Below are 17,377 nucleotides of genomic sequence, written 5' to 3' on the forward strand. Positions count from 1 at the left end.
GATGCACAAGAGAGGTTGAGCGACTTCCGGAACGGGAGCGTTGCTCAGCCTCTTTTCCAATTCGTAGCCGCCAAGGCGGGGGCTAAGCGAGAAAGGAACCGACATGTCCAAACTGACTGTCGAGGAAGCGGAGCAGTTCAAGGTCGGCCCCAATTTCCAGTTGGCGAATGTCAATCCAGCGGCAACACCGGGCGTCTCGGACGTCGATGACGCGTTCCATGAATACGATGAGCAACTTTCACAGCTGCAGGAAAAGCTCTACGCCAACGGCCGAGCAGGCAACGACAACGCAGGGTCAGTGTTGCTCGTACTGCAGGGTATGGACACCGCAGGCAAAGGCGGCATCGTCCGCCACGTTGTCGGCGCCACCATGGACCTTCAAGGCGTGCATGTGCACGCATTCGGCCCCCCGACGGAGGAGGAAGCGGCGCACGACTTCCTCTGGCGCCTCACCCCTCATCTTCCCGAGTCCGGGCAGATTGCTGTCTTTGACCGCTCCCACTACGAAGACGTGCTCGTGCAGCGAGTCAAACAGATGGCTCCGCCGGAGGAGATTGAGCGCCGCTACGGCGCGATCGTCGACTTTGAAAATCAGCTTGCAGCGCGGGGCACAAAAATTATCAAGGTCATGCCCCACATCTCCCGCGAGTTTCAAGCCGAAAACCTGAAGGAACGTATCGAGCGCGCGGACAAGCATTGGAAGTACAACCCGTCCGATATCGATGACCGGAAGCTATGGAGCCAGTTCATGGCCGCCTACCAAATCGCCCTGACACGCACCTCGACGGAAGCCGCTCCGTGGTACTGCATCCCGTCCGACAACAAGACGTACTGCCGCACGGTAGTGAAAACGTTGCTGTACGACGCGCTCCAGTCGCTCGACCTCGACTGGCCGGAAGCCGACTTCGACCCGGAAGTTGAACTCGAGCGCCTCGCAAACTCCTAGTTCGTCGCGCCGTTTTCTGCGCCGGTGTCCGGGTTGGGAGTGAGGCCGGCGGATTCCGCCTGCTGCTGGATCTCGCTGACGAGCGCGCGCATCGCGTCTTGCGTTTCTAAGACACCATCCACCGCGGCCTGCAGGGCATGCTCGAGCTGGGCCTCAGACAGGCCGGCTCCAACTTGGATTTCCGCCTCGGTGCGTACGACGAGGTTCTCAGCCCGATTGACCACTAGGGCACGGGCGTCCAGGTACGAGCTGTTGACCTGATTAGCGGCCAAGTACAGCGTCGCATCCGCCGTGTCCGACGGGGTGTCAGTCACCGAGTCCGCACGGACGATGAGGACAGAGTCCAGCAGGACGAACAGCAGGTTGTGGCCGTTGACATTCGCGTGGCCCGCGCGCCCCGAGGGATCGTCGGTGACTTCCACACCGCGGCCGGCCATGGCGGCGATAACGCGGCCGATGGTTACGAGCGTGACGTTACTCATTGCTGCGGTTCCTCCCAGGTGACAACGGACGGGAATGTGGCGGCCAGGAAGTCGAAGGCTTGCAGGGTTGCGTCGATGGAGCTGACGATAAACGCACCGAGCTGGTTAAAGGACGCGCCCTCCGCCACACGCATCGCGCGGATCGCGCTGACCGCTAGCTGGTCCTCGCCGCGCTCGAAGAAGCGCAGGGTGGGGGCGAAGTGCGTCTGGTTGTGCTCGTTGCACGCGTAGAGCACCTTCGGTGCGAGGTCGCGGGGGAACTCGCCCCGCCACAAAGCCTCGAAGACGAGGTGGTCGCCGTCGACGGCTACGACGATTGCCGCGTTAACAAACCCCGACCGCACCGCGCTGTCCTCGATGCGGTACTCAAGGTTTTCCTCTTCAAAGATTGCGGCAACGGCCTGCGGGGTGACTGGCTCGGTGGCGTTGCGTTCCGGGTGCTCTCCCCGCGGGGCGGAGGCTTCGGTCTGGTCTGTACTCACGCCTGCGAGACTAGCAGTTGCTCTTTCCCGAGCTCGTGGCGCAGCGCCGCCTCCAAAGTGGGGTAGCGGAACTGCCAGCCGCGCTCCGTCGCGGCGGCGGGCACAACCCGTTGGTCAGCCAGCGCCAATTCGCGGGCGCCCTCATCGCCGAGGAGAAGCTTCGGGCCGAACGTCGGGATGGCCAGCACGTCAGGCCGGTGCAGCAGCTCAGCGAGCTGCGCGGACATCTGCGCGTTTGTCACCGGCTCCGGCGCGGTCGCGTTCACGGGGCCGGAGACCGTCTCGTCCAGCAGCGCCCGGGTGTAGAGGTCGGTCAGGTCGTCGAGTGCGACCCAACTCATCCAGAAGTCGCCGGCTCCGAACTGTGCGGTCAGCCCGGCGTTGACGCTCGCTTTGAGCACGGGCAACAGCCCACCCGCGCCGGACAGGGCGAGGCCGGTGCGGATATTGACGGTCCTGATGCCTTCCGCCTGCGCCGCGTCTTCCCACGCCGCGCAGACGTCGGCCAGGAACCCTGCGCCGGGACCGTCTGTTTCGGTGTGCGGGAAGCCACCCGCGTCAGTGCCGTAGTAGCCGACGGCAGACGCACCGACAAAGACGCCCACACCGGAATCCGCAGCAAGCTGGGCAAGCTTCCTCGTCGGCTCAACGCGCGACTCACGGATCCTGCGCTTCTTGTCGTCGGTGAACCGCCCCATAATGCTCTCGCCCGCGAGGTGGATCACCCCGTCCACGCCAGCGAGCAGATCAGGAGCGGGGTTGTCCATGTCCCAGTGGCGCTCGCCGGGGCCCGCCTCGCCGCGAACCAGCGGAATCACGGAGTGGCCGGCCGTTGTCAACTGCGCGCGCAGGTGGGTGCCCACCAGTCCACTCGAGCCGGTCATGGCTACCGTCTTCGGCTCTGCGTCGGGCAGCGACGCGATGAACTTCAGATCCTCCACGAGTTGGCGCTGGCGGTACGCCCATGCGGGTCGGAGCACCGTTTCTGGGATGGTTGCGGACACGTCGTCGATAAGCAATGTGCCCTTGTCAGCGTCCTCGAAGCGGTGTTCGTGGCGCCACTGCGTCGCCGCTCGTAGTGGCTGGTTGGCGGCGATGTCGGTGAATTTGTGGCCAGCGGTGTAGCCGTCAGAGAGGTGGTGGGCTTTCCACTGCATGCCGGCGGGGAGGCTGAATACGGTTGTGCCGTTGCGTATCGACGCCGCTTCGCTTTGCACCCGCATGGGCAGGAAACCGGGAGTCAGCCGCGTGACAGCACCTGGCCGGGTGTGCCAGCGCCAGACGTCCTCGCGGGGGAAGGGGAGGGTGTACTCGGCGTGAATGCCCATGGGTTCATCCTTCGCGGTCAATAGGGGAGGGTGCTACTGTAAGTGCCGGTCCCAAGACTACATACGGATTCGGTTACCGGAGCCGTTGTCAACATCCTTTAAATTCCGCACAGCGAGGCGGGGAAGGAGGTTCGATGAGTGGGAATGAACGGTCGACCGTCGAGTTGCTGAACGCGCAAGAGGTTGGCCGCACTGTTGCACGCATCGCGCACCAGATTATTGAGAAGACGGCGTTGGACGACGCTGCGAGCCCGCAGGTAGTGCTGCTGGGCATTCCGTCGGGGGGAGTGCCGCTAGCGCAGCGGATTGCGGCAGCGGTGGAGGAGTTTTCTGGGGTTGCTATCCCTGTTGGCAGCCTCGACGTGACCCTGTACCGCGACGACCTGCGCAACCGGCCGCACCGCGCGCTGCGGCCGACGCACATCCCAGTCGATATTGATGGCGCTGTAGTCATCCTCGTCGACGACGTGCTCTATTCCGGGCGCACTATCCGGGCGGCCCTTGATTCGCTGCGCGATATCGGCCGCCCCAGCGCAATCCAGCTGGCGGTGTTGGTGGACCGCGGCCACCGCGAGTTGCCGATCCGCGCAGATTACGTGGGCAAAAACATCCCGACCTCCAAGGACGAGGACGTCACCGTTGCGCTGACGCCGCTGGACGCCGTGGACCGGGTGGCCCTGGAAAGGGAGGGATAGATGAAACACCTCATTGACATCGCAGACTTGAGCCGCGACGAGATTGTGGGGCTCATGGACGAGGCGGACAGGTTCCGCGAGGCGCTGGACGGCCGCGAGATCAAGAAGCTGCCCACGCTGCGCGGGCGCACGGTGATGACGCTGTTCTACGAAAATTCCACCCGCACCCGCTCGTCGTTCGAGACCGCGGGCAAGTGGATGAGCGCGGACGTAATCAACATCTCGGCGTCGAGCTCGTCGGTGAAGAAAGGCGAGTCCTTGAAGGACACGGCGGCGACGTTGGCATCCGTCGGCGCTGACGCGATCATCATGCGTCACCCTGCATCCGGCGCCGCGCAGCTGCTGCGGAGATGGCAGCCGGAGACCAGCATCATCAACGCCGGTGACGGCCAGCACCAGCACCCCACCCAGGCGCTGCTGGACGCTGTCACCATGCGCCAGCACATCGGCGACGTTGCCGGCAAGACCGTCCTCATCGTTGGCGACATCCTGCATTCCCGCGTGGCCCGCTCCAACGTGGACCTTCTGCACACCCTGGGCGCGAACGTCGTGCTCGTCGCACCGCCGACACTGCTGCCAACCGGCGTGGAGTTTTGGCCGGCGCGCGTGGCGTACGACTTCGACGCGGAAATCGAGAACGCGGATGTGGTCATGATGCTGCGCGTGCAAGCCGAGCGGATGCAGGGCGGGTTTTTCCCGTCGCACCGCGAGTACGCCACCCTCTATGGGTTGAGCAAGGCACGCGCGGACCGGATGAAGGATTCCGCGTTGATCATGCACCCGGGCCCGATGCTGCGCGGCATGGAGATCAACTTCGACGTCGCGGACCGCGACAACGCCGTCGTGCTTGGCCAGGTGTCCAACGGCGTCTACACCCGCATGGCCGTGCTGTTCACCCTGCTCGCCGGCTCTGACGAGCGGCCAGCTACCGAGGAAGGAGCAACCAAGTGACCACTCTGGCGCTCAACAATGTCCGCCCGTACGGTGAGGACGCGACCAACATTCTCATCGACGTCACCCGCGGCGTCATTGAGGCGATTGGTGACAAGCGCTTCGACGACGCAGACGAAGTGATCGACTGCGGCGGGAACGTGCTCCTGCCAGGCCTGGTGGATATGCACGTCCACCTGCGCGAGCCGGGCCGCGAGGACACCGAAACCATTGCCACCGGCTCTGACGCCGCCGCGAAGGGCGGGTTCACCGCCGTGTTCACCATGGCCAACACCAACCCGGTGATCGACCAGCCGTTCCTGGCTGAGGCAGTGTGGGAGAAGGGCCAGACGTACGGCAAATGCGACGTCTACCCAGTCGGATCCATCACTCAGGGGTTGGAGGGCGAACAGCTCACCGAGATCGGTCTCATGGCGCGCAGGGGTGTGCGCATGTTCTCCGATGACGGGAAGTGCGTCAACGACCCGCAGCTGATGCGCCGTGCCATTGAGTACGCGAAGGCCCACGACGTCGTGCTCGCACAGCACGCCGAGGACCACCGAATGACGTCTGGTGCTGTCGCCCACGAGGGCGAGCAAGCCGCGCGCCTGGGTTTGCGCGGCTGGCCGCGTGTGGCGGAGGAATCCATCGTGGCCCGCGACGCGATCATGACCCGCGACTACGGCGGGCGCTATCACCTGTGCCACGCCTCCACAGAGGGCACCGTGCAGCTGCTGCGTTTTGCCAAGGACCAGGGCATCGAGGTCACTGCGGAGGTCACCCCGCACCACCTGCTGCTCACCGACGAGCAGCTCAAGACCTACGACGGCCTCTACCGCGTCAACCCGCCGCTGCGTGAGGCCCGAGACGCCGAGGCGCTCAAGCAGGCGCTACTCGACGGGACGGTCGACGTTGTGGCCACTGACCATGCGCCGCACGGCTCCGAGGACAAGTGCGTTGAGTTCGAGCACGCCAAGCCCGGGATGCTCGGTTTGGAAACCTCCCTGGCAGTCGTGCACCGGGTCTTCGTGGAAACCGGTCTGGCGGATTGGCGTTTCGTGGCCAAAGTGATGAGCGAGCGCCCTGCCGAGATCCTTCGCCTCCAGGACCAGGGGCGCCCGATTGCCGTCGGCGAGCCGGCCAACCTGGTGTTGGTCGACCCGCAGTCGCCGTGGACCGCCCGCGGCGAGGAGATGGCGTCCAAGGCGTCGAACACGCCGTACGAGGGCATTGAATTCAGCGCACGCGTTACCGCCACCTGGCTGCGCGGCACCCAGACCTACGGCGCACAGCAGGACTAAACGGAAAGTGAAAGAAGAAGCAATGAAGGAACAACGAATCCCGGCCGTGCTGGTCCTGGCCGATGGCGCGACCTTTCCCGGCTACGCATTCGGCGCAGAGCACACCGTCTTCGGTGAGGCCGTCTTCACCACCGCGATGACCGGGTACCAGGAGACCATGACGGACCCGTCGTACCACCGCCAGATCGTGGTGACCACCGCGCCGCAAATCGGCAACACCGGCTGGAACGACGAGGACAACGAGTCCCACGACAACCGCATTTGGGTTGCGGGGCTTGTCGTCCGCGACCTGTCCCGCCGCGTCTCAAACTGGCGCGCTGCGCGCAGCCTCGAAGAGGAGATGCGTGCCCAAGACATCACCGGCATCCGTGGGGTGGACACCCGCTCGCTGGTGCGCCACCTGCGCAATTACGGTTCCATCGCGGCAGGCATCTTCACGGGTGAGGAAGCCCGTCAGGACGTTGATACGCTGGTGACGAAGGTGCAGGGGCAGCCGTCCATGCAGGGCGCGGACCTCGCCGCGGACGTCTCTACGGACCAGCCGTACACCATCGAGGCAGTGGGCGAGAAGCGCTTCACAGTGGTGGCCTATGACATGGGCATCAAAACCGCCACGCCCGGCCACTTTGCCAAGCGCGGAATTGAAACGGTGGTCGTGCCGGCCAACACCCCGTTTGCCGAGGTGCAGAAGTACAACCCGGACGGCGTATTCGTCTCCAACGGCCCGGGCGACCCGGCGACGGCCGACACGATGGTGGAGGTTGTCCGCGAGGTCATCGAGCAGGGCGTGCCGTTTTTCGGCATCTGCTTCGGCAACCAGATTCTCGGCCGCGCGCTGGGGCTGGAAACGTACAAGATGAAGTTCGGCCACCGTGGCGTGAACGTTCCGGTGAAAAATCACCTCACCGGCAAGATCGACATCACCTCGCAGAACCACGGTTTTGCGCTCAAGGCGCCCGACGGCGTTGGCGCAGGCGGAACCTTCGACACCGATTTCGGCACCGCCGTCATTACGCATACCTGCCTGAACGACGGCGTCGTGGAGGGCGTGGCGCTGGAAAGCGGCATGGCGTACTCGGTGCAGTACCACCCCGAGTCTGCGGCTGGCCCGCACGATGCGAACCCCCTCTTCGACCAGTTCATCGAGCTGATGAGCACCTCTCAGAAGAACGCGTAAAACCAGGAAGGGAAACACATGAAACGCGACGACATTAACCACGTCCTGGTCATCGGCTCCGGCCCCATCGTGATCGGCCAGGCTTGCGAATTCGACTACTCCGGTACTCAGGCCTGCCGCGTGCTCAAGGAAGAGGGGTTGCGCGTCACCCTGATCAACTCCAACCCGGCGACGATTATGACCGACCCGGAATTCGCGGACCACACCTACGTGGAGCCGATTGAGCCGTCCTACATCGACAGGATTCTCGCGCGCGAGGCGGAGCAGGGGCACCCTGTCGACGCAATTTTGGCCACCCTCGGCGGCCAGACCGCGCTCAACGCTGCGATCCAGCTTGACCGCCAGGGAATCCTGGCCAAGCACGGTGTCGAGCTCATCGGTGCGAACATCGACGCGATCGAGCGCGGCGAGGACCGTCAGAAGTTCAAGGATATTGTGGCGAAGATCGGCGGCGAATCCGCACGGTCCCGCGTCTGCTTCAACATGGACGAGGTCCACGAGACCGTTGCAGAGCTGGGCCTGCCGGTGGTGGTGCGCCCGTCCTTCACCATGGGCGGCCTGGGTTCTGGCCTGGCGTTCACCATGGAAGATTTGGACCGGATCGCCGGCGGCGGCCTGGAAGCGAGCCCGGAGGCGAACGTCCTTATCGAGGAATCCATCCTGGGATGGAAAGAGTTCGAGCTTGAGCTCATGCGCGACGGCGACGACAACGTCGTGGTCGTTGCCTCCATCGAGAACGTGGACGCGCTCGGCGTCCACACCGGCGACTCTGTCACGGTGGCACCGGCGCTGACGCTGACGGACCGCGAGTACCAGACCATGCGCGACCAGGGCATCGCCATCATCCGTGAAGTCGGCGTGGACACCGGCGGCTGCAACATCCAGTTCGCCGTCAACCCGGCCGACGGCCGCATCATCACCATCGAGATGAACCCGCGCGTGTCCCGGTCTTCCGCGCTGGCGTCGAAGGCGACGGGCTTCCCGATTGCGAAGATCGCGTCGAAGCTCGCCATCGGCTACACCCTCGACGAGATCACCAACGACATCACCGGAGTGACCCCCGCGGCGTTCGAGCCGACGCTCGACTACGTGATTGTGAAGATGCCGCGCTTCGCCTTTGAGAAGTTCCCGGGCTCCGACGAGACCCTGGGCACCTCGATGAAGGCGGTGGGCGAGGCCATGGGCATCGGCCGCAACTACATCCAGGGCCTAAACAAAGTCATGCGGTCCATGGAGGATAAGCCGAACGGCTTTTGGACCAAGCCGGACGAGTACTTCGCCGGTGAGCGCGCGACCGACGTCGCCGCTGTACTCGAGGACCTCAAGGTGCCGACCGACAAGCGTCTCTACGACGTCGAGCTCGCGCTCCGACTCGGCGCATCCGTCGAGCAGGTCCACGAAGCGAGCGGCATCGACCCGTGGTTCCTCGCCGAGCTCGAGGCGCTCATCGATTTCAGGCAGGTGCTTATCGACGCCCCGGTGCTGGACGCCGACCTCCTGCGCGAGGCGAAATCCTACGGGCTGTCCGACGCCCAGCTCGCTGCCCTGCGCCCCGAATTGGCAGGGGAGGACGGCGTGCGTTCGCTGCGCTGGTCCTTGGGCATCCACCCCGTGTACAAGACCGTCGACACCTGCGCGGGTGAATTCGAGGCGCAGACGCCGTACCACTACTCGGCGTACGAGCTGGACCCGAACGCCGAGTCCGAGGTACGCCACGCACGCGGCGGGCAGAGCGACAAGGAGAAGGTGATCATCCTCGGCTCCGGCCCGAACCGCATTGGCCAGGGCATCGAGTTCGATTACTCCTGCGTCCACGCAGCTCTCGAGCTGTCCCGAGTGGGCTACGAGACGGTGATGGTCAACTGCAACCCCGAGACCGTCTCCACCGACTACGACACCGCAGACCGCCTCTACTTCGAGCCGCTCACGTTCGAAGACGTCATGGAGGTCTACCGCGCCGAGGCCGCAACCGGCACCGTTGCGGGTGTCATCGTGCAGCTTGGCGGGCAGACCCCGCTTGGCCTGGCTCAGCGACTTGAAGATGCCGGTGTGCCGGTCGTGGGCACCTCGCCCAAGGCCATTGACTTGGCGGAGGACCGCGGCGAGTTCGGCGAGGTGCTCTCGGCGGCCAACCTGCCGGCACCGGCATACGGCACCGCGACCACCTTCGAAGGCGCGCGCGAAGTGGCCGACCGCATCGGGTACCCGGTGCTGGTGCGCCCCTCCTACGTGCTGGGTGGCCGCGGCATGGAGATTGTCTACGACGAGCAGAACCTGCGCGATTACATCGACCGTGCCACCGAGCTTTCTCCGGATCACCCGGTGCTGGTGGACCGCTTCTTGGACAACGCAATCGAGATCGACGTGGACGTGCTGTGCGACGGCACGGATGTTTACCTCGGCGGCGTGATGGAGCACATCGAGGAAGCGGGCATCCACTCCGGCGACTCCGCGTGCGCCCTGCCGCCGATGACGCTCGGACCCGACGACATTGACAAGGTTCGCCGTTCCGCAGAGGCGCTCGCGCACGGCATCGGTGTGAAGGGCCTGATGAATGTGCAGTTCGCCCTGAAGGACGACATCCTTTACGTCATCGAGGCGAACCCGCGCGCCTCGCGCACCGTGCCATTCGTGTCCAAGGCGACTGGCGTGCACATGGCGAAGGCGGCGGCCCGCATCATGCTCGGCGCAACTATTGCGGAGCTGCGCGGTGAAGGCCTCATCCCCAGCGACTACGACGGCGGCTCCCTGCCGCTCGAGCACCCGATTGCCGTGAAGGAAGCGGTGCTGCCGTTTACCCGCTTCCGCCGCCCGGACGGCGCGGTGCTGGACACCATCCTCGGCCCGGAGATGAAGTCCACCGGCGAGGTGATGGGCTTGGCGCCGTCCTTCGGTGTGGCGTACGCCAAGGCTGAGGCCGCGGCATTCGGGGAGCTGCCCACGGAGGGCACGGTGTTCGTCTCCCTGGCCAACCGCGACAAGCGCACGCTGATTTTCCCCATCCAGCGCCTTTCCACCATGGGCTTTAAAGTGCTTGCCACTGAGGGCACCGCGCAGATGCTGCGACGCAACGGCATCGAGTGCGAAGTCGCGCTCAAGGCTTCTGAGGTGCGCGCCGGCGCGGAGGGCACGTCCATCGTCGAGCGCATCCTCGACGGCGAGGTCGATCTGGTGCTGAACACCCCGGCGGGCTCCGCCGGCGCCCGCCACGACGGTTACGACATCCGCGCAGCTGCGGTCGTTTCGAGCGTGCCGATCATGACCACCGTGCAGGGCGTGACCGCCGCGGTGCAGGGTATTGAGGCGCTGCGCGCTAACGAGATCACCGTCACCAGCCTGCAGGAGCTTGAGCACAGCAAGGTCTCCGAGTAATGGGCACGTTGACTTTCGGTGAGCGCCTCGTCGCCGCCGGCCGTGAATACGGCCGGCTGTGCGTGGGCATCGACCCGCACGCGGCACTGCTTGAGCAGTGGGGGCTGTCCGATTCGGTGGAGGGCCTGCGGGTGTTCTCGCAGATCTGCGTTGACGCATTCGCGGGCCATGTGGCGGCGGTGAAGCCCCAAGTTGCGTTTTACGAGCGCTTCGGCGCCGCGGGGTTCGCCGTACTTGAATCGACGTTGGCCGCGCTGCGCGAGGCGGGAACCCTCGTCATCGCGGACGCGAAGCGCGGCGACATCGGATCCACCATGGCTGGCTATGCCGCAGCGTGGCTGGCGCCTGGCGCACCGCTGGAGGCGGATGCCCTAACGCTGACCCCGTATCTAGGCGTTGGGTCACTCGCACCCGCCATCGACATGGCGGCCGAGCACCACAAGGGCGTGTTTATCATGGCTGCAAATTCCAACCCGGAGGCTGTAGCACTGCAGACCGGGAAGATCGATGGGCGGATGCTGTCGCAGCACATGGTGGACGAATGCGCCACTTACAACAGCGGCGGGCACGTCGGGCACGTAGGCGTGGTTGTGGGAGCCACGGTGTCCACGCCTCCGGTGCTGGACGCGTTGAACGGCCCTGTCCTCATGCCCGGCGTAGGCGCCCAGGGCGCGACAATGCAGGACGCGGAGGCGATCGCCGGAGCCGTCGGGCACCTGGTATTCCCAAGCGTTTCGCGTTCTGTTCTTTCCGCAGGTCCAGATGCTTCTGAGCTGCGGAAACGCGTGTCTGCCCTGGTGAAATCGGGAAATCCCCAGGGTGCATTTACCGCCGAGTAAAAACCCTGGTAGTTTAATTCCGTCGCACGGTGACGTGGAGAAATGCAGCTAAGCACTCGCTCTGCGCCGCCGCTGCTGAAAATCGCAGTGTTAGACTGTGCCGGACGTGGCGAATTGCACCGATGACATTCGGCGAAGGAAGCCCCCGATCCGGCGCACGTCGGACTGAATCAATGTTCGTAACTATCACATGGAGGAACCCGTGGCACTTCCACAGTTGACCGATGAGCAGCGCAAGGCAGCCCTGGAGAAGGCGGCAGAGGCACGTAAGGCGCGCGCCGAGCTGAAGGCGTCCCTGAAGCGTGGCGAGACCACGCTGCAGGATGTCTTGGACAAGGCGGACACCGACGAAATCATCGGCAAGACGAAGGTTTCCGCGCTCCTCGAGGCCATGCCGAAGGTGGGCAAGGTCAAGGCACGCGAGATCATGGAGGAGCTGGAGATCGCCCAGACCCGTCGTCTGCGCGGGCTCGGCGACCGTCAGCGCCGCGCGCTGCTTGAGCGCTTCGGCTACGAAGAGAACTAAGCGTGTCCGGGGTGACCCCCCGCGGGCGCCTGGTCGTGCTGGCCGGTCCGTCCGCAGTGGGGAAGTCGACGGTGGTCAGCCGCCTGCGCGAGACCGTGCCGAATCTATACTTCTCGGTTTCCATGACAACTCGGGCGCCGCGTCCGGGTGAAGTGGACGGCAAGGACTACTTCTTTGTCACGCCGGAGGCCTTTCAGGGCCGCATCGACCGTGGCGAGATGCTGGAGTGGGCGGACATCCATGGCGGTCTGCAGCGTTCCGGCACCCCTGCCGGCCCGGTGCAGGAGGCGATGGGGGTCGGCCGCCCTGTGCTGGTTGAGGTCGACTTAGTCGGCGCGCGCAACATCAAGCGGTTGATGCCTGAGGCGCGCACCGTGTTTCTTGCTCCGCCGTCTTGGGACGTCCTCGTGCAGCGCCTGACCGGACGCGGCACTGAAACGCCTGAGGTGATTGAGCGCAGGCTCACCACCGCCCGCGAGGAGCTCGACGCACAGGGTGAATTCGACGTTGTGGTGGTCAACGACGACGTGGATGTTGCGGTGCGGTCCATCGCCGATATTCTTCAAGGCACATCTTCCAACAACAGTTAGCGAGTGGGTTTACACGTGAGTAACGAAACTAAGGACCTGTCTGACACCTCTGCTGCTGAGCAACCCCAGCAGGAGAACGTTTACGACACGCCAGAGGGCATTACGGCGCCCCCGATCGATGAGCTTTTGACCAAGGTGTCGTCGAAGTACGCGCTCGTCATCTTCGCCGCCAAGCGCGCCCGCCAGATCAACAGCTTCTACCAGAATTCTGAAGACGGGGTCTTCGAGTTCGTCGGGCCGCTGGTGTCCCCGGAGCCCGGCGAGAAGCCGTTGTCTATCGCGCTCCGTGAGATCGAGGCCGGCCTTCTGGAGCACGAGGAGGGGCAGTAGCCCTGCCCGTCACGCGGTGCATTGCGTAGTCCCGCCGCTATCCAGCAACTGAGCTGGATAGCGGCGTTTTGTATGCTTGGGAGCCATGAGTGAAGCCCCGAACGCGTCCAAACCCCTGCACGTTATCGTTGGCGTATCCGGTGGCATCGCCGCGTACAAGGCCTGCCACGTGGTGCGCGATTTTAAGGAGCAGGGCGCTGACGTTCGCGTCATACCCACTGAAAACGCACTGCGTTTCGTGGGTGCAGCCACCTTCGAGGCGTTGAGTGGCCACCCGGTTGAAACCGGGGTCTTCAGCCGGGTCGACGAGGTGCAGCACGTGCGTCTCGGGCAGGAGGCCGACTTGGTGGTCGTCGCTCCCGCCACCGCCGACTTTCTGGCCCGCGTTGCGGCTGGCCGGGCGGACGACCTCCTCACCACCACGATCCTTGTGGCCACCTGCCCGGTGGTCCTCGCCCCAGCCATGCACACCGAGATGTGGTTGAACCCCGCAACCCAAGCGAACGTGGAGACACTTCGCAATCGCGGGATCACCGTGCTCGAACCCGCCCACGGCAGACTCACTGGCAAAGACACCGGCCCGGGGCGCCTGCCTGAGCCGCACGTAATTGCGGAGCTTGCCCGTACGGTGCAGCGCACAGCTGCGTTTTCGTCGTCGCTCGCGGGCAAGCGGGTGCTTATCAGCGCTGGCGGTACGCAGGAAAACATCGACCCGGTGCGTTTCGTAGGAAACCGGTCTTCCGGCAGGCAGGGGTACGCGCTCGGCGATATCGCCGCGCAGCGGGGCGCGCAGGTCATCATCGTGGCAGGAGCGACCGACCAGTTGGAACCGCCGTCGGGGGCCGAGATCGTCAGGGTCCGCTCAACCCGGGACATGCGCGACGCGATGGCTGAGCATGCTCCACAATCCGACGTCATCATCATGGCAGCGGCCGTAGCGGATTTCCGCCCGGAGACCGAGGCCGACACCAAGTTGAAGAAGGGCCAGGCCGACGAGGCACTGTCTGTCATCCGGCTGACCGAGAACCCGGACATCCTCAAGACGCTCGTGCAGATGCGTGATGCAGGTCAGACCCGGGCAACCGTCATCGGGTTCGCTGCTGAGACGGACAATGAGCTCGATTACGGCCGCGAGAAGCTCAGGCGCAAGGGCGCGGACATGCTCATGGTCAACTCGGTCGCGGGTGGGGGCGTGTTCGGCCAATCCCGCAATCGCGGTTGGTTGCTCAGCGCGGATGGGGGACAAGAGGAGATTCCCGACGGCACCAAGCATGAAGTCGCGGTCCGGATCTGGGATGCAGTCGAGCGCCGCCTGCGGTGACGTTGCGCTCTTAGACAGCTTGGTCTATCGTGGGCTTCACCTTACGACGTGCCGTTTCCGTCTCAGCCGTGTTTGCGCTGAATTCCCCAGGTGGTGCGCCGGAACGTAACTCGTCCGCTCAGACGCGAAGGAAAGACTGCTTTGTCCACTGACACCTACTTCCGCTTGTTCACAAGTGAATCGGTTACCGAGGGCCACCCCGACAAGATCTGCGATGCGATCTCGGACTCCATCCTCGACGACATGCTCGCGCAAGACCCTGAGGCGAAGGTCGCGGTGGAGACTCTGGCGACCACGGGCCAGGTTCATGTCGCTGGAGAGGTGCGCACCTCCGCGTACTCGAACATCGCCAAGATCGTGCGGGAGAAGTTGGTGGAGATCGGGTTCGACTCCTCCGAGGTCGGATTTGACGGCCGCAGCTGCGGCGTGAACATCGCCATCGGCGATCAATCCACCGAGATCCACGATTCTGTGATCACGTCCCAGGAAGTGCGCGAGAACACCTCCACTGGCGAGGAGGACCAGACGGGTGCCGGCGACCAAGGGCTGATGTTCGGGTACGCAACCAACGAGACGCCGGAATACATGCCGCTGCCGATTTCTACGGCGCACCGCCTCGCACGCCGCCTTTCCCAAGTGCGCCACGACGGAATCGTGGCGGGCCTGCGCCCCGATGGCAAGACCCAGGTCACCTTCGCCTACGACGGCGCGACGCCCGCATTCATCGACACGATCGTCATCTCGACCCAGCACGATCCGGATTTCACCGGCGAGGCGCTGGAGCAGGCGCTGCGCGAGCACGTGATCAACTGGGTGCTGGACGACGCGGGGCTGCAGCGCTACTACCGTGACGACACGAAGGTGCTGATCAACCCCTCGGGTTCCTTCATCCAGGGTGGCCCGATGAGTGACGCCGGCCTGACCGGCCGCAAGATCATTGTGGACACCTACGGCGGCATGGCGCGCCACGGCGGCGGCGCTTTTTCTGGCAAGGATCCGTCAAAGGTGGACCGCTCCGGCGCGTACGCCATGCGCTGGGTGGCCAAGAACATCGTTGCCGCAGGACTGGCAGAGCGTGTCGAGGTGCAGGTGGCGTACGCCATCGGTCGGGCGAACCCTGTTGGCCTCTACGTGGAGACGTTCGGCACAGCGGCTGCCGGGCAAACTGACGAGAGCATTCAGCAGGCGGTGGAGAAAGTCTTCGACCTTCGCCCCCAGGCGATCATCCGCGAGCTCGACTTAAAGCGCCCCATTTACGCACAGACCGCAGCGTACGGGCATTTCGGGCGCACGGATATCGACGTGCCATGGGAGCGCACCGACAAGGTCGACGACCTGAAAGCCGCCGCCGGCATTTAGTTCGCCCGTTCCTCCGGCGTGATGGTCCCCGCCGCCTGGTAGTGCTGCCAGGCGGCCTTTTCTTTTTCGGAACGCCGGTGGTTGCGCAGCGCGAGAGCGCCGACGACAACACCGATGACCACCGGCACCCAGATTTTGCTGTACTCGACAAGCCACAGCACCCATTCCGGCACCTCCGGGAGGGCGGGTGAGGGGACGTCGATGTGCGGAAGCGGCAGACGCATCTGCGGCAGATCCGGCACCGGCAGGTCGATGTGGGGCAACTGCCAGTCTGGAAGACGCCATCGCGGCAGCTCCCATTCTGGGAGGAATTGCGCAAGCCAGCCCAGCAGGCGGCTCACAAGGGGGCCGAGTATGAGAATCACCAAGGCCCAGCCGCCCTTGCCAATCCCCTCCGCCATGGGAATGAGCGCGCGTTTGAGCTCACTCGACTCCATCACTTCGCGCCGCCGCGCGCCGCGGGAGCCTTCGGGCGGATCGAACTCGACGACGGTCGAGCCGTCTCGGAACTCCACGCTCAGCAGCTCGTCCAGCCCACTGGCCAGCAGCTTGAGATGCGGTTCGTTGCGGTCCGTCCCAAGCCCCGTCGGCGTTGCCAACGTATCGTGGGCATCCTCTCGAAATAAGGGAAGCCGCGCACTGGCCACGCCGTTGTAGCGGTGCTGCACCACGCCGCTGACACGTACCTCCATGCGTTCCGAAGGGTTGTCCGCCCACAGCTTGATCCGCTCTCGCAGCGAGCTCTCGGCGGTTGCCAGGGCGCCTTCCTTTTCCGTTTCGTCGCCGGGCCAGTCCGGTTCCTCGGCGGCGAAGTCCCGGTCGAAGCCGACGCGAACTTCGATCAACCCGTATTGCGGGTGGTCCAGGCTCCAAGTCTGCACCGGCTACGCCCCCGCCCTATCTTCGGCTCTATCTTCCGCGTTGCTTGTCGACGAGCTGACGCTGAGCAGACGGGAAAGTCCCATTGCCGCTGCGCATGCAGCCGCCGCGCCCAGGGCGTAGATGAATGTCCCGTCGTTGAAGTAGAGGACCTTCGAAATCCAGAACCCGACGCCGGCGAGGATTGGCAGGGACCAGTTGGGGCGGAAGGCGAAGCCGTCGATAAGCCCGGCGGCCGCGGCCACCGCGAAGATGAACCCGACCACCGGCCAGGGAGTGCTCACAACAGGGATGAGCAGCAACGGGCCGACGGCGTAGACGGCGAGCATGGTATAGGGCACGGTCTTGACCCACCCGGTCCGGCCCGCGTTTGTTTCAGGTTCGCTCACGGGCGGGAGTATATGTTCTACGCCGCGTTTTCGTACACGTGACCGGCTTCTGGGCGTGCAATCATCTCGTGTAGGCCGACCGGTTTTAACCCCTTGGCGCGCAGGGCGTCAATGACGCACTCGGCCGCCGCGACCGTGGGTTCGTGGATGTCGTGCATGAGGATGATCGCCCCCTCGTGCGCGGATGCGACCGCCCGCTGGCACGTCGTCGCTGTGTTACGGTGCTGCCAGTCGGCTGTGACTACGTCCCACACCGCCAGCGCCATTCCGCGAGCCCCGGCGGCCGCGGCCACGCGCGAGTCGTACGAGCCGTAGGGCGGGCGCATCCAGCGGGGAGTGATCCCGCCCTGTTCCTTCAGCGCAGCGTCGGTCTTATCCATTTGCGCGGCGATCCTGCCGTCTGTCTGGCGAGCCATGAATCTGTTGGGCGC

18 protein-coding genes are annotated in these 17,377 nt (G+C 64.7%); 12 read left to right on the forward strand and 6 right to left on the reverse strand.

What is annotated here, in order from left to right; all coding sequences use genetic code 11:
• The first annotated feature begins 103 nt into the window (after positions 1-103).
• Positions 104-946 carry a PPK2 family polyphosphate kinase gene (locus HF989_RS02520; RefSeq protein ID WP_168683784.1) on the forward strand — a complete coding sequence of 281 codons (843 nt, stop codon included), beginning with the start codon at positions 104-106 and terminating at the stop codon, positions 944-946.
• Here the strand turns inward: HF989_RS02520 and HF989_RS02525 are convergent.
• Genes HF989_RS02525 through HF989_RS02535 form a run of 3 tightly spaced genes read right to left on the reverse strand, consistent with a single transcriptional unit; the run spans position 943 to position 3,238 of the window.
• Entirely contained in the window at positions 943-1,428 is a 486-nt protein-coding gene (locus HF989_RS02525) for a YbjN domain-containing protein (protein ID WP_210728935.1), read from the reverse strand. The genes HF989_RS02520 and HF989_RS02525 overlap by 4 nt on opposite strands.
• Positions 1,425-1,910: a YbjN domain-containing protein gene (locus HF989_RS02530; RefSeq protein WP_168683785.1), complete on the reverse strand. Its 486-nt coding sequence runs from the start codon at positions 1,908-1,910 to the stop codon at positions 1,425-1,427. Before HF989_RS02530 ends, HF989_RS02525 begins: the two co-directional genes overlap by 4 nt.
• Complete coding sequence (locus tag HF989_RS02535) at positions 1,907-3,238, reverse strand: TIGR01777 family oxidoreductase (RefSeq protein WP_168683786.1); 1,332 nt, start codon at positions 3,236-3,238, stop codon at positions 1,907-1,909. Before HF989_RS02535 ends, HF989_RS02530 begins: the two co-directional genes overlap by 4 nt.
• A 134-nt stretch (positions 3,239-3,372) precedes the next feature.
• Between HF989_RS02535 and pyrR the strand changes: the two genes are divergently transcribed.
• From pyrR to metK, 11 genes are all read left to right on the forward strand, one after another.
• A complete protein-coding gene (gene pyrR, locus HF989_RS02540; protein ID WP_168683787.1) occupies positions 3,373-3,933 on the forward strand; it encodes a bifunctional pyr operon transcriptional regulator/uracil phosphoribosyltransferase PyrR in 561 nt (186 codons plus the stop codon).
• Positions 3,934-4,884, forward strand: coding sequence for an aspartate carbamoyltransferase catalytic subunit (locus tag HF989_RS02545; RefSeq protein ID WP_168683788.1), 951 nt, complete (start codon positions 3,934-3,936; stop codon positions 4,882-4,884).
• Complete coding sequence (locus HF989_RS02550; RefSeq protein WP_168683789.1) at positions 4,881-6,164, forward strand: dihydroorotase; 1,284 nt, start codon at positions 4,881-4,883, stop codon at positions 6,162-6,164. The genes HF989_RS02545 and HF989_RS02550 overlap by 4 nt, the downstream gene beginning before the upstream one ends.
• Positions 6,165-6,186: 22 nt before the next feature.
• Positions 6,187-7,341 carry a glutamine-hydrolyzing carbamoyl-phosphate synthase small subunit gene (gene carA, locus HF989_RS02555; protein ID WP_168683790.1) on the forward strand — a complete coding sequence of 385 codons (1,155 nt, stop codon included), beginning with the start codon at positions 6,187-6,189 and terminating at the stop codon, positions 7,339-7,341.
• An 18-nt stretch (positions 7,342-7,359) separates the two neighbouring features.
• Positions 7,360-10,713: a carbamoyl-phosphate synthase large subunit gene (gene carB / locus HF989_RS02560; protein WP_168683791.1), complete on the forward strand. Its 3,354-nt coding sequence runs from the start codon at positions 7,360-7,362 to the stop codon at positions 10,711-10,713.
• On the forward strand, positions 10,713-11,552 hold the full coding sequence (gene pyrF / locus HF989_RS02565) for an orotidine-5'-phosphate decarboxylase (RefSeq protein ID WP_168683792.1): 840 nt from the start codon (positions 10,713-10,715) through the stop codon (positions 11,550-11,552). Before carB ends, pyrF begins: the two co-directional genes overlap by 1 nt.
• A 202-nt stretch (positions 11,553-11,754) precedes the next feature.
• Positions 11,755-12,078 carry an integration host factor, actinobacterial type gene (gene mihF / locus HF989_RS02570; RefSeq protein WP_038614115.1) on the forward strand — a complete coding sequence of 108 codons (324 nt, stop codon included), beginning with the start codon at positions 11,755-11,757 and terminating at the stop codon, positions 12,076-12,078.
• Positions 12,079-12,080: 2 nt separating this feature from the next.
• On the forward strand, positions 12,081-12,668 hold the full coding sequence (gmk, locus tag HF989_RS02575; RefSeq protein ID WP_168683793.1) for a guanylate kinase: 588 nt from the start codon (positions 12,081-12,083) through the stop codon (positions 12,666-12,668).
• A gap of 15 nt (positions 12,669-12,683) precedes the next feature.
• Positions 12,684-12,998, forward strand: coding sequence for a DNA-directed RNA polymerase subunit omega (gene rpoZ / locus HF989_RS02580; protein ID WP_038611759.1), 315 nt, complete (start codon positions 12,684-12,686; stop codon positions 12,996-12,998).
• 85 nt (positions 12,999-13,083) lie between these two features.
• Positions 13,084-14,319 (forward strand): bifunctional phosphopantothenoylcysteine decarboxylase/phosphopantothenate--cysteine ligase CoaBC, encoded by a 1,236-nt coding sequence (gene coaBC / locus HF989_RS02585; RefSeq protein WP_168683794.1) that lies wholly within the window; start codon positions 13,084-13,086, stop codon positions 14,317-14,319.
• A 141-nt stretch (positions 14,320-14,460) separates the two neighbouring features.
• Positions 14,461-15,678, forward strand: coding sequence for a methionine adenosyltransferase (metK, locus tag HF989_RS02590; RefSeq protein WP_168683795.1), 1,218 nt, complete (start codon positions 14,461-14,463; stop codon positions 15,676-15,678).
• On the opposite strand, the gene HF989_RS02595 is transcribed toward metK, so the two are convergent.
• From HF989_RS02595 to HF989_RS02605, 3 genes are read right to left on the reverse strand one after another with little or no spacing between them, the layout of a single operon-like run.
• Positions 15,675-16,559 carry a hypothetical protein gene (locus HF989_RS02595; RefSeq protein ID WP_168683796.1) on the reverse strand — a complete coding sequence of 295 codons (885 nt, stop codon included), beginning with the start codon at positions 16,557-16,559 and terminating at the stop codon, positions 15,675-15,677. The two genes, metK and HF989_RS02595, sit on opposite strands and share 4 nt — an antisense overlap.
• Positions 16,560-16,562: 3 nt before the next feature.
• Positions 16,563-16,946 carry a hypothetical protein gene (locus tag HF989_RS02600; RefSeq protein ID WP_168683797.1) on the reverse strand — a complete coding sequence of 128 codons (384 nt, stop codon included), beginning with the start codon at positions 16,944-16,946 and terminating at the stop codon, positions 16,563-16,565.
• 17 nt (positions 16,947-16,963) lie between these two features.
• On the reverse strand, positions 16,964-17,362 hold the full coding sequence (locus tag HF989_RS02605; RefSeq protein WP_281351314.1) for a polysaccharide deacetylase family protein: 399 nt from the start codon (positions 17,360-17,362) through the stop codon (positions 16,964-16,966).
• Between the last annotated feature and the right edge of the window lie 15 nt (positions 17,363-17,377).

The sequence above is a fragment of the Corynebacterium mucifaciens genome, from assembly GCF_012396315.1.
GTDB classification, from domain to species: domain Bacteria; phylum Actinomycetota; class Actinomycetes; order Mycobacteriales; family Mycobacteriaceae; genus Corynebacterium; species Corynebacterium mucifaciens.

Coding starts and splice junctions, on each gene's coding strand:
- HF989_RS02520 (WP_168683784.1), top strand. CDS start 104: ATGTCCAAACTGACTGTCGAGGAAGCGGAGCAGTTCAAGGTCGGCCCC.
- HF989_RS02525 (WP_210728935.1), bottom strand. CDS start 1,428: ATGAGTAACGTCACGCTCGTAACCATCGGCCGCGTTATCGCCGCCATG.
- HF989_RS02535 (WP_168683786.1), bottom strand. CDS start 3,238: ATGGGCATTCACGCCGAGTACACCCTCCCCTTCCCCCGCGAGGACGTC.
- pyrR (WP_168683787.1), top strand. CDS start 3,373: ATGAGTGGGAATGAACGGTCGACCGTCGAGTTGCTGAACGCGCAAGAG.
- HF989_RS02545 (WP_168683788.1), top strand. CDS start 3,934: ATGAAACACCTCATTGACATCGCAGACTTGAGCCGCGACGAGATTGTG.
- carA (WP_168683790.1), top strand. CDS start 6,187: ATGAAGGAACAACGAATCCCGGCCGTGCTGGTCCTGGCCGATGGCGCG.
- carB (WP_168683791.1), top strand. CDS start 7,360: ATGAAACGCGACGACATTAACCACGTCCTGGTCATCGGCTCCGGCCCC.
- pyrF (WP_168683792.1), top strand. CDS start 10,713: ATGGGCACGTTGACTTTCGGTGAGCGCCTCGTCGCCGCCGGCCGTGAA.
- coaBC (WP_168683794.1), top strand. CDS start 13,084: ATGAGTGAAGCCCCGAACGCGTCCAAACCCCTGCACGTTATCGTTGGC.
- HF989_RS02605 (WP_281351314.1), bottom strand. CDS start 17,362: ATGGCTCGCCAGACAGACGGCAGGATCGCCGCGCAAATGGATAAGACC.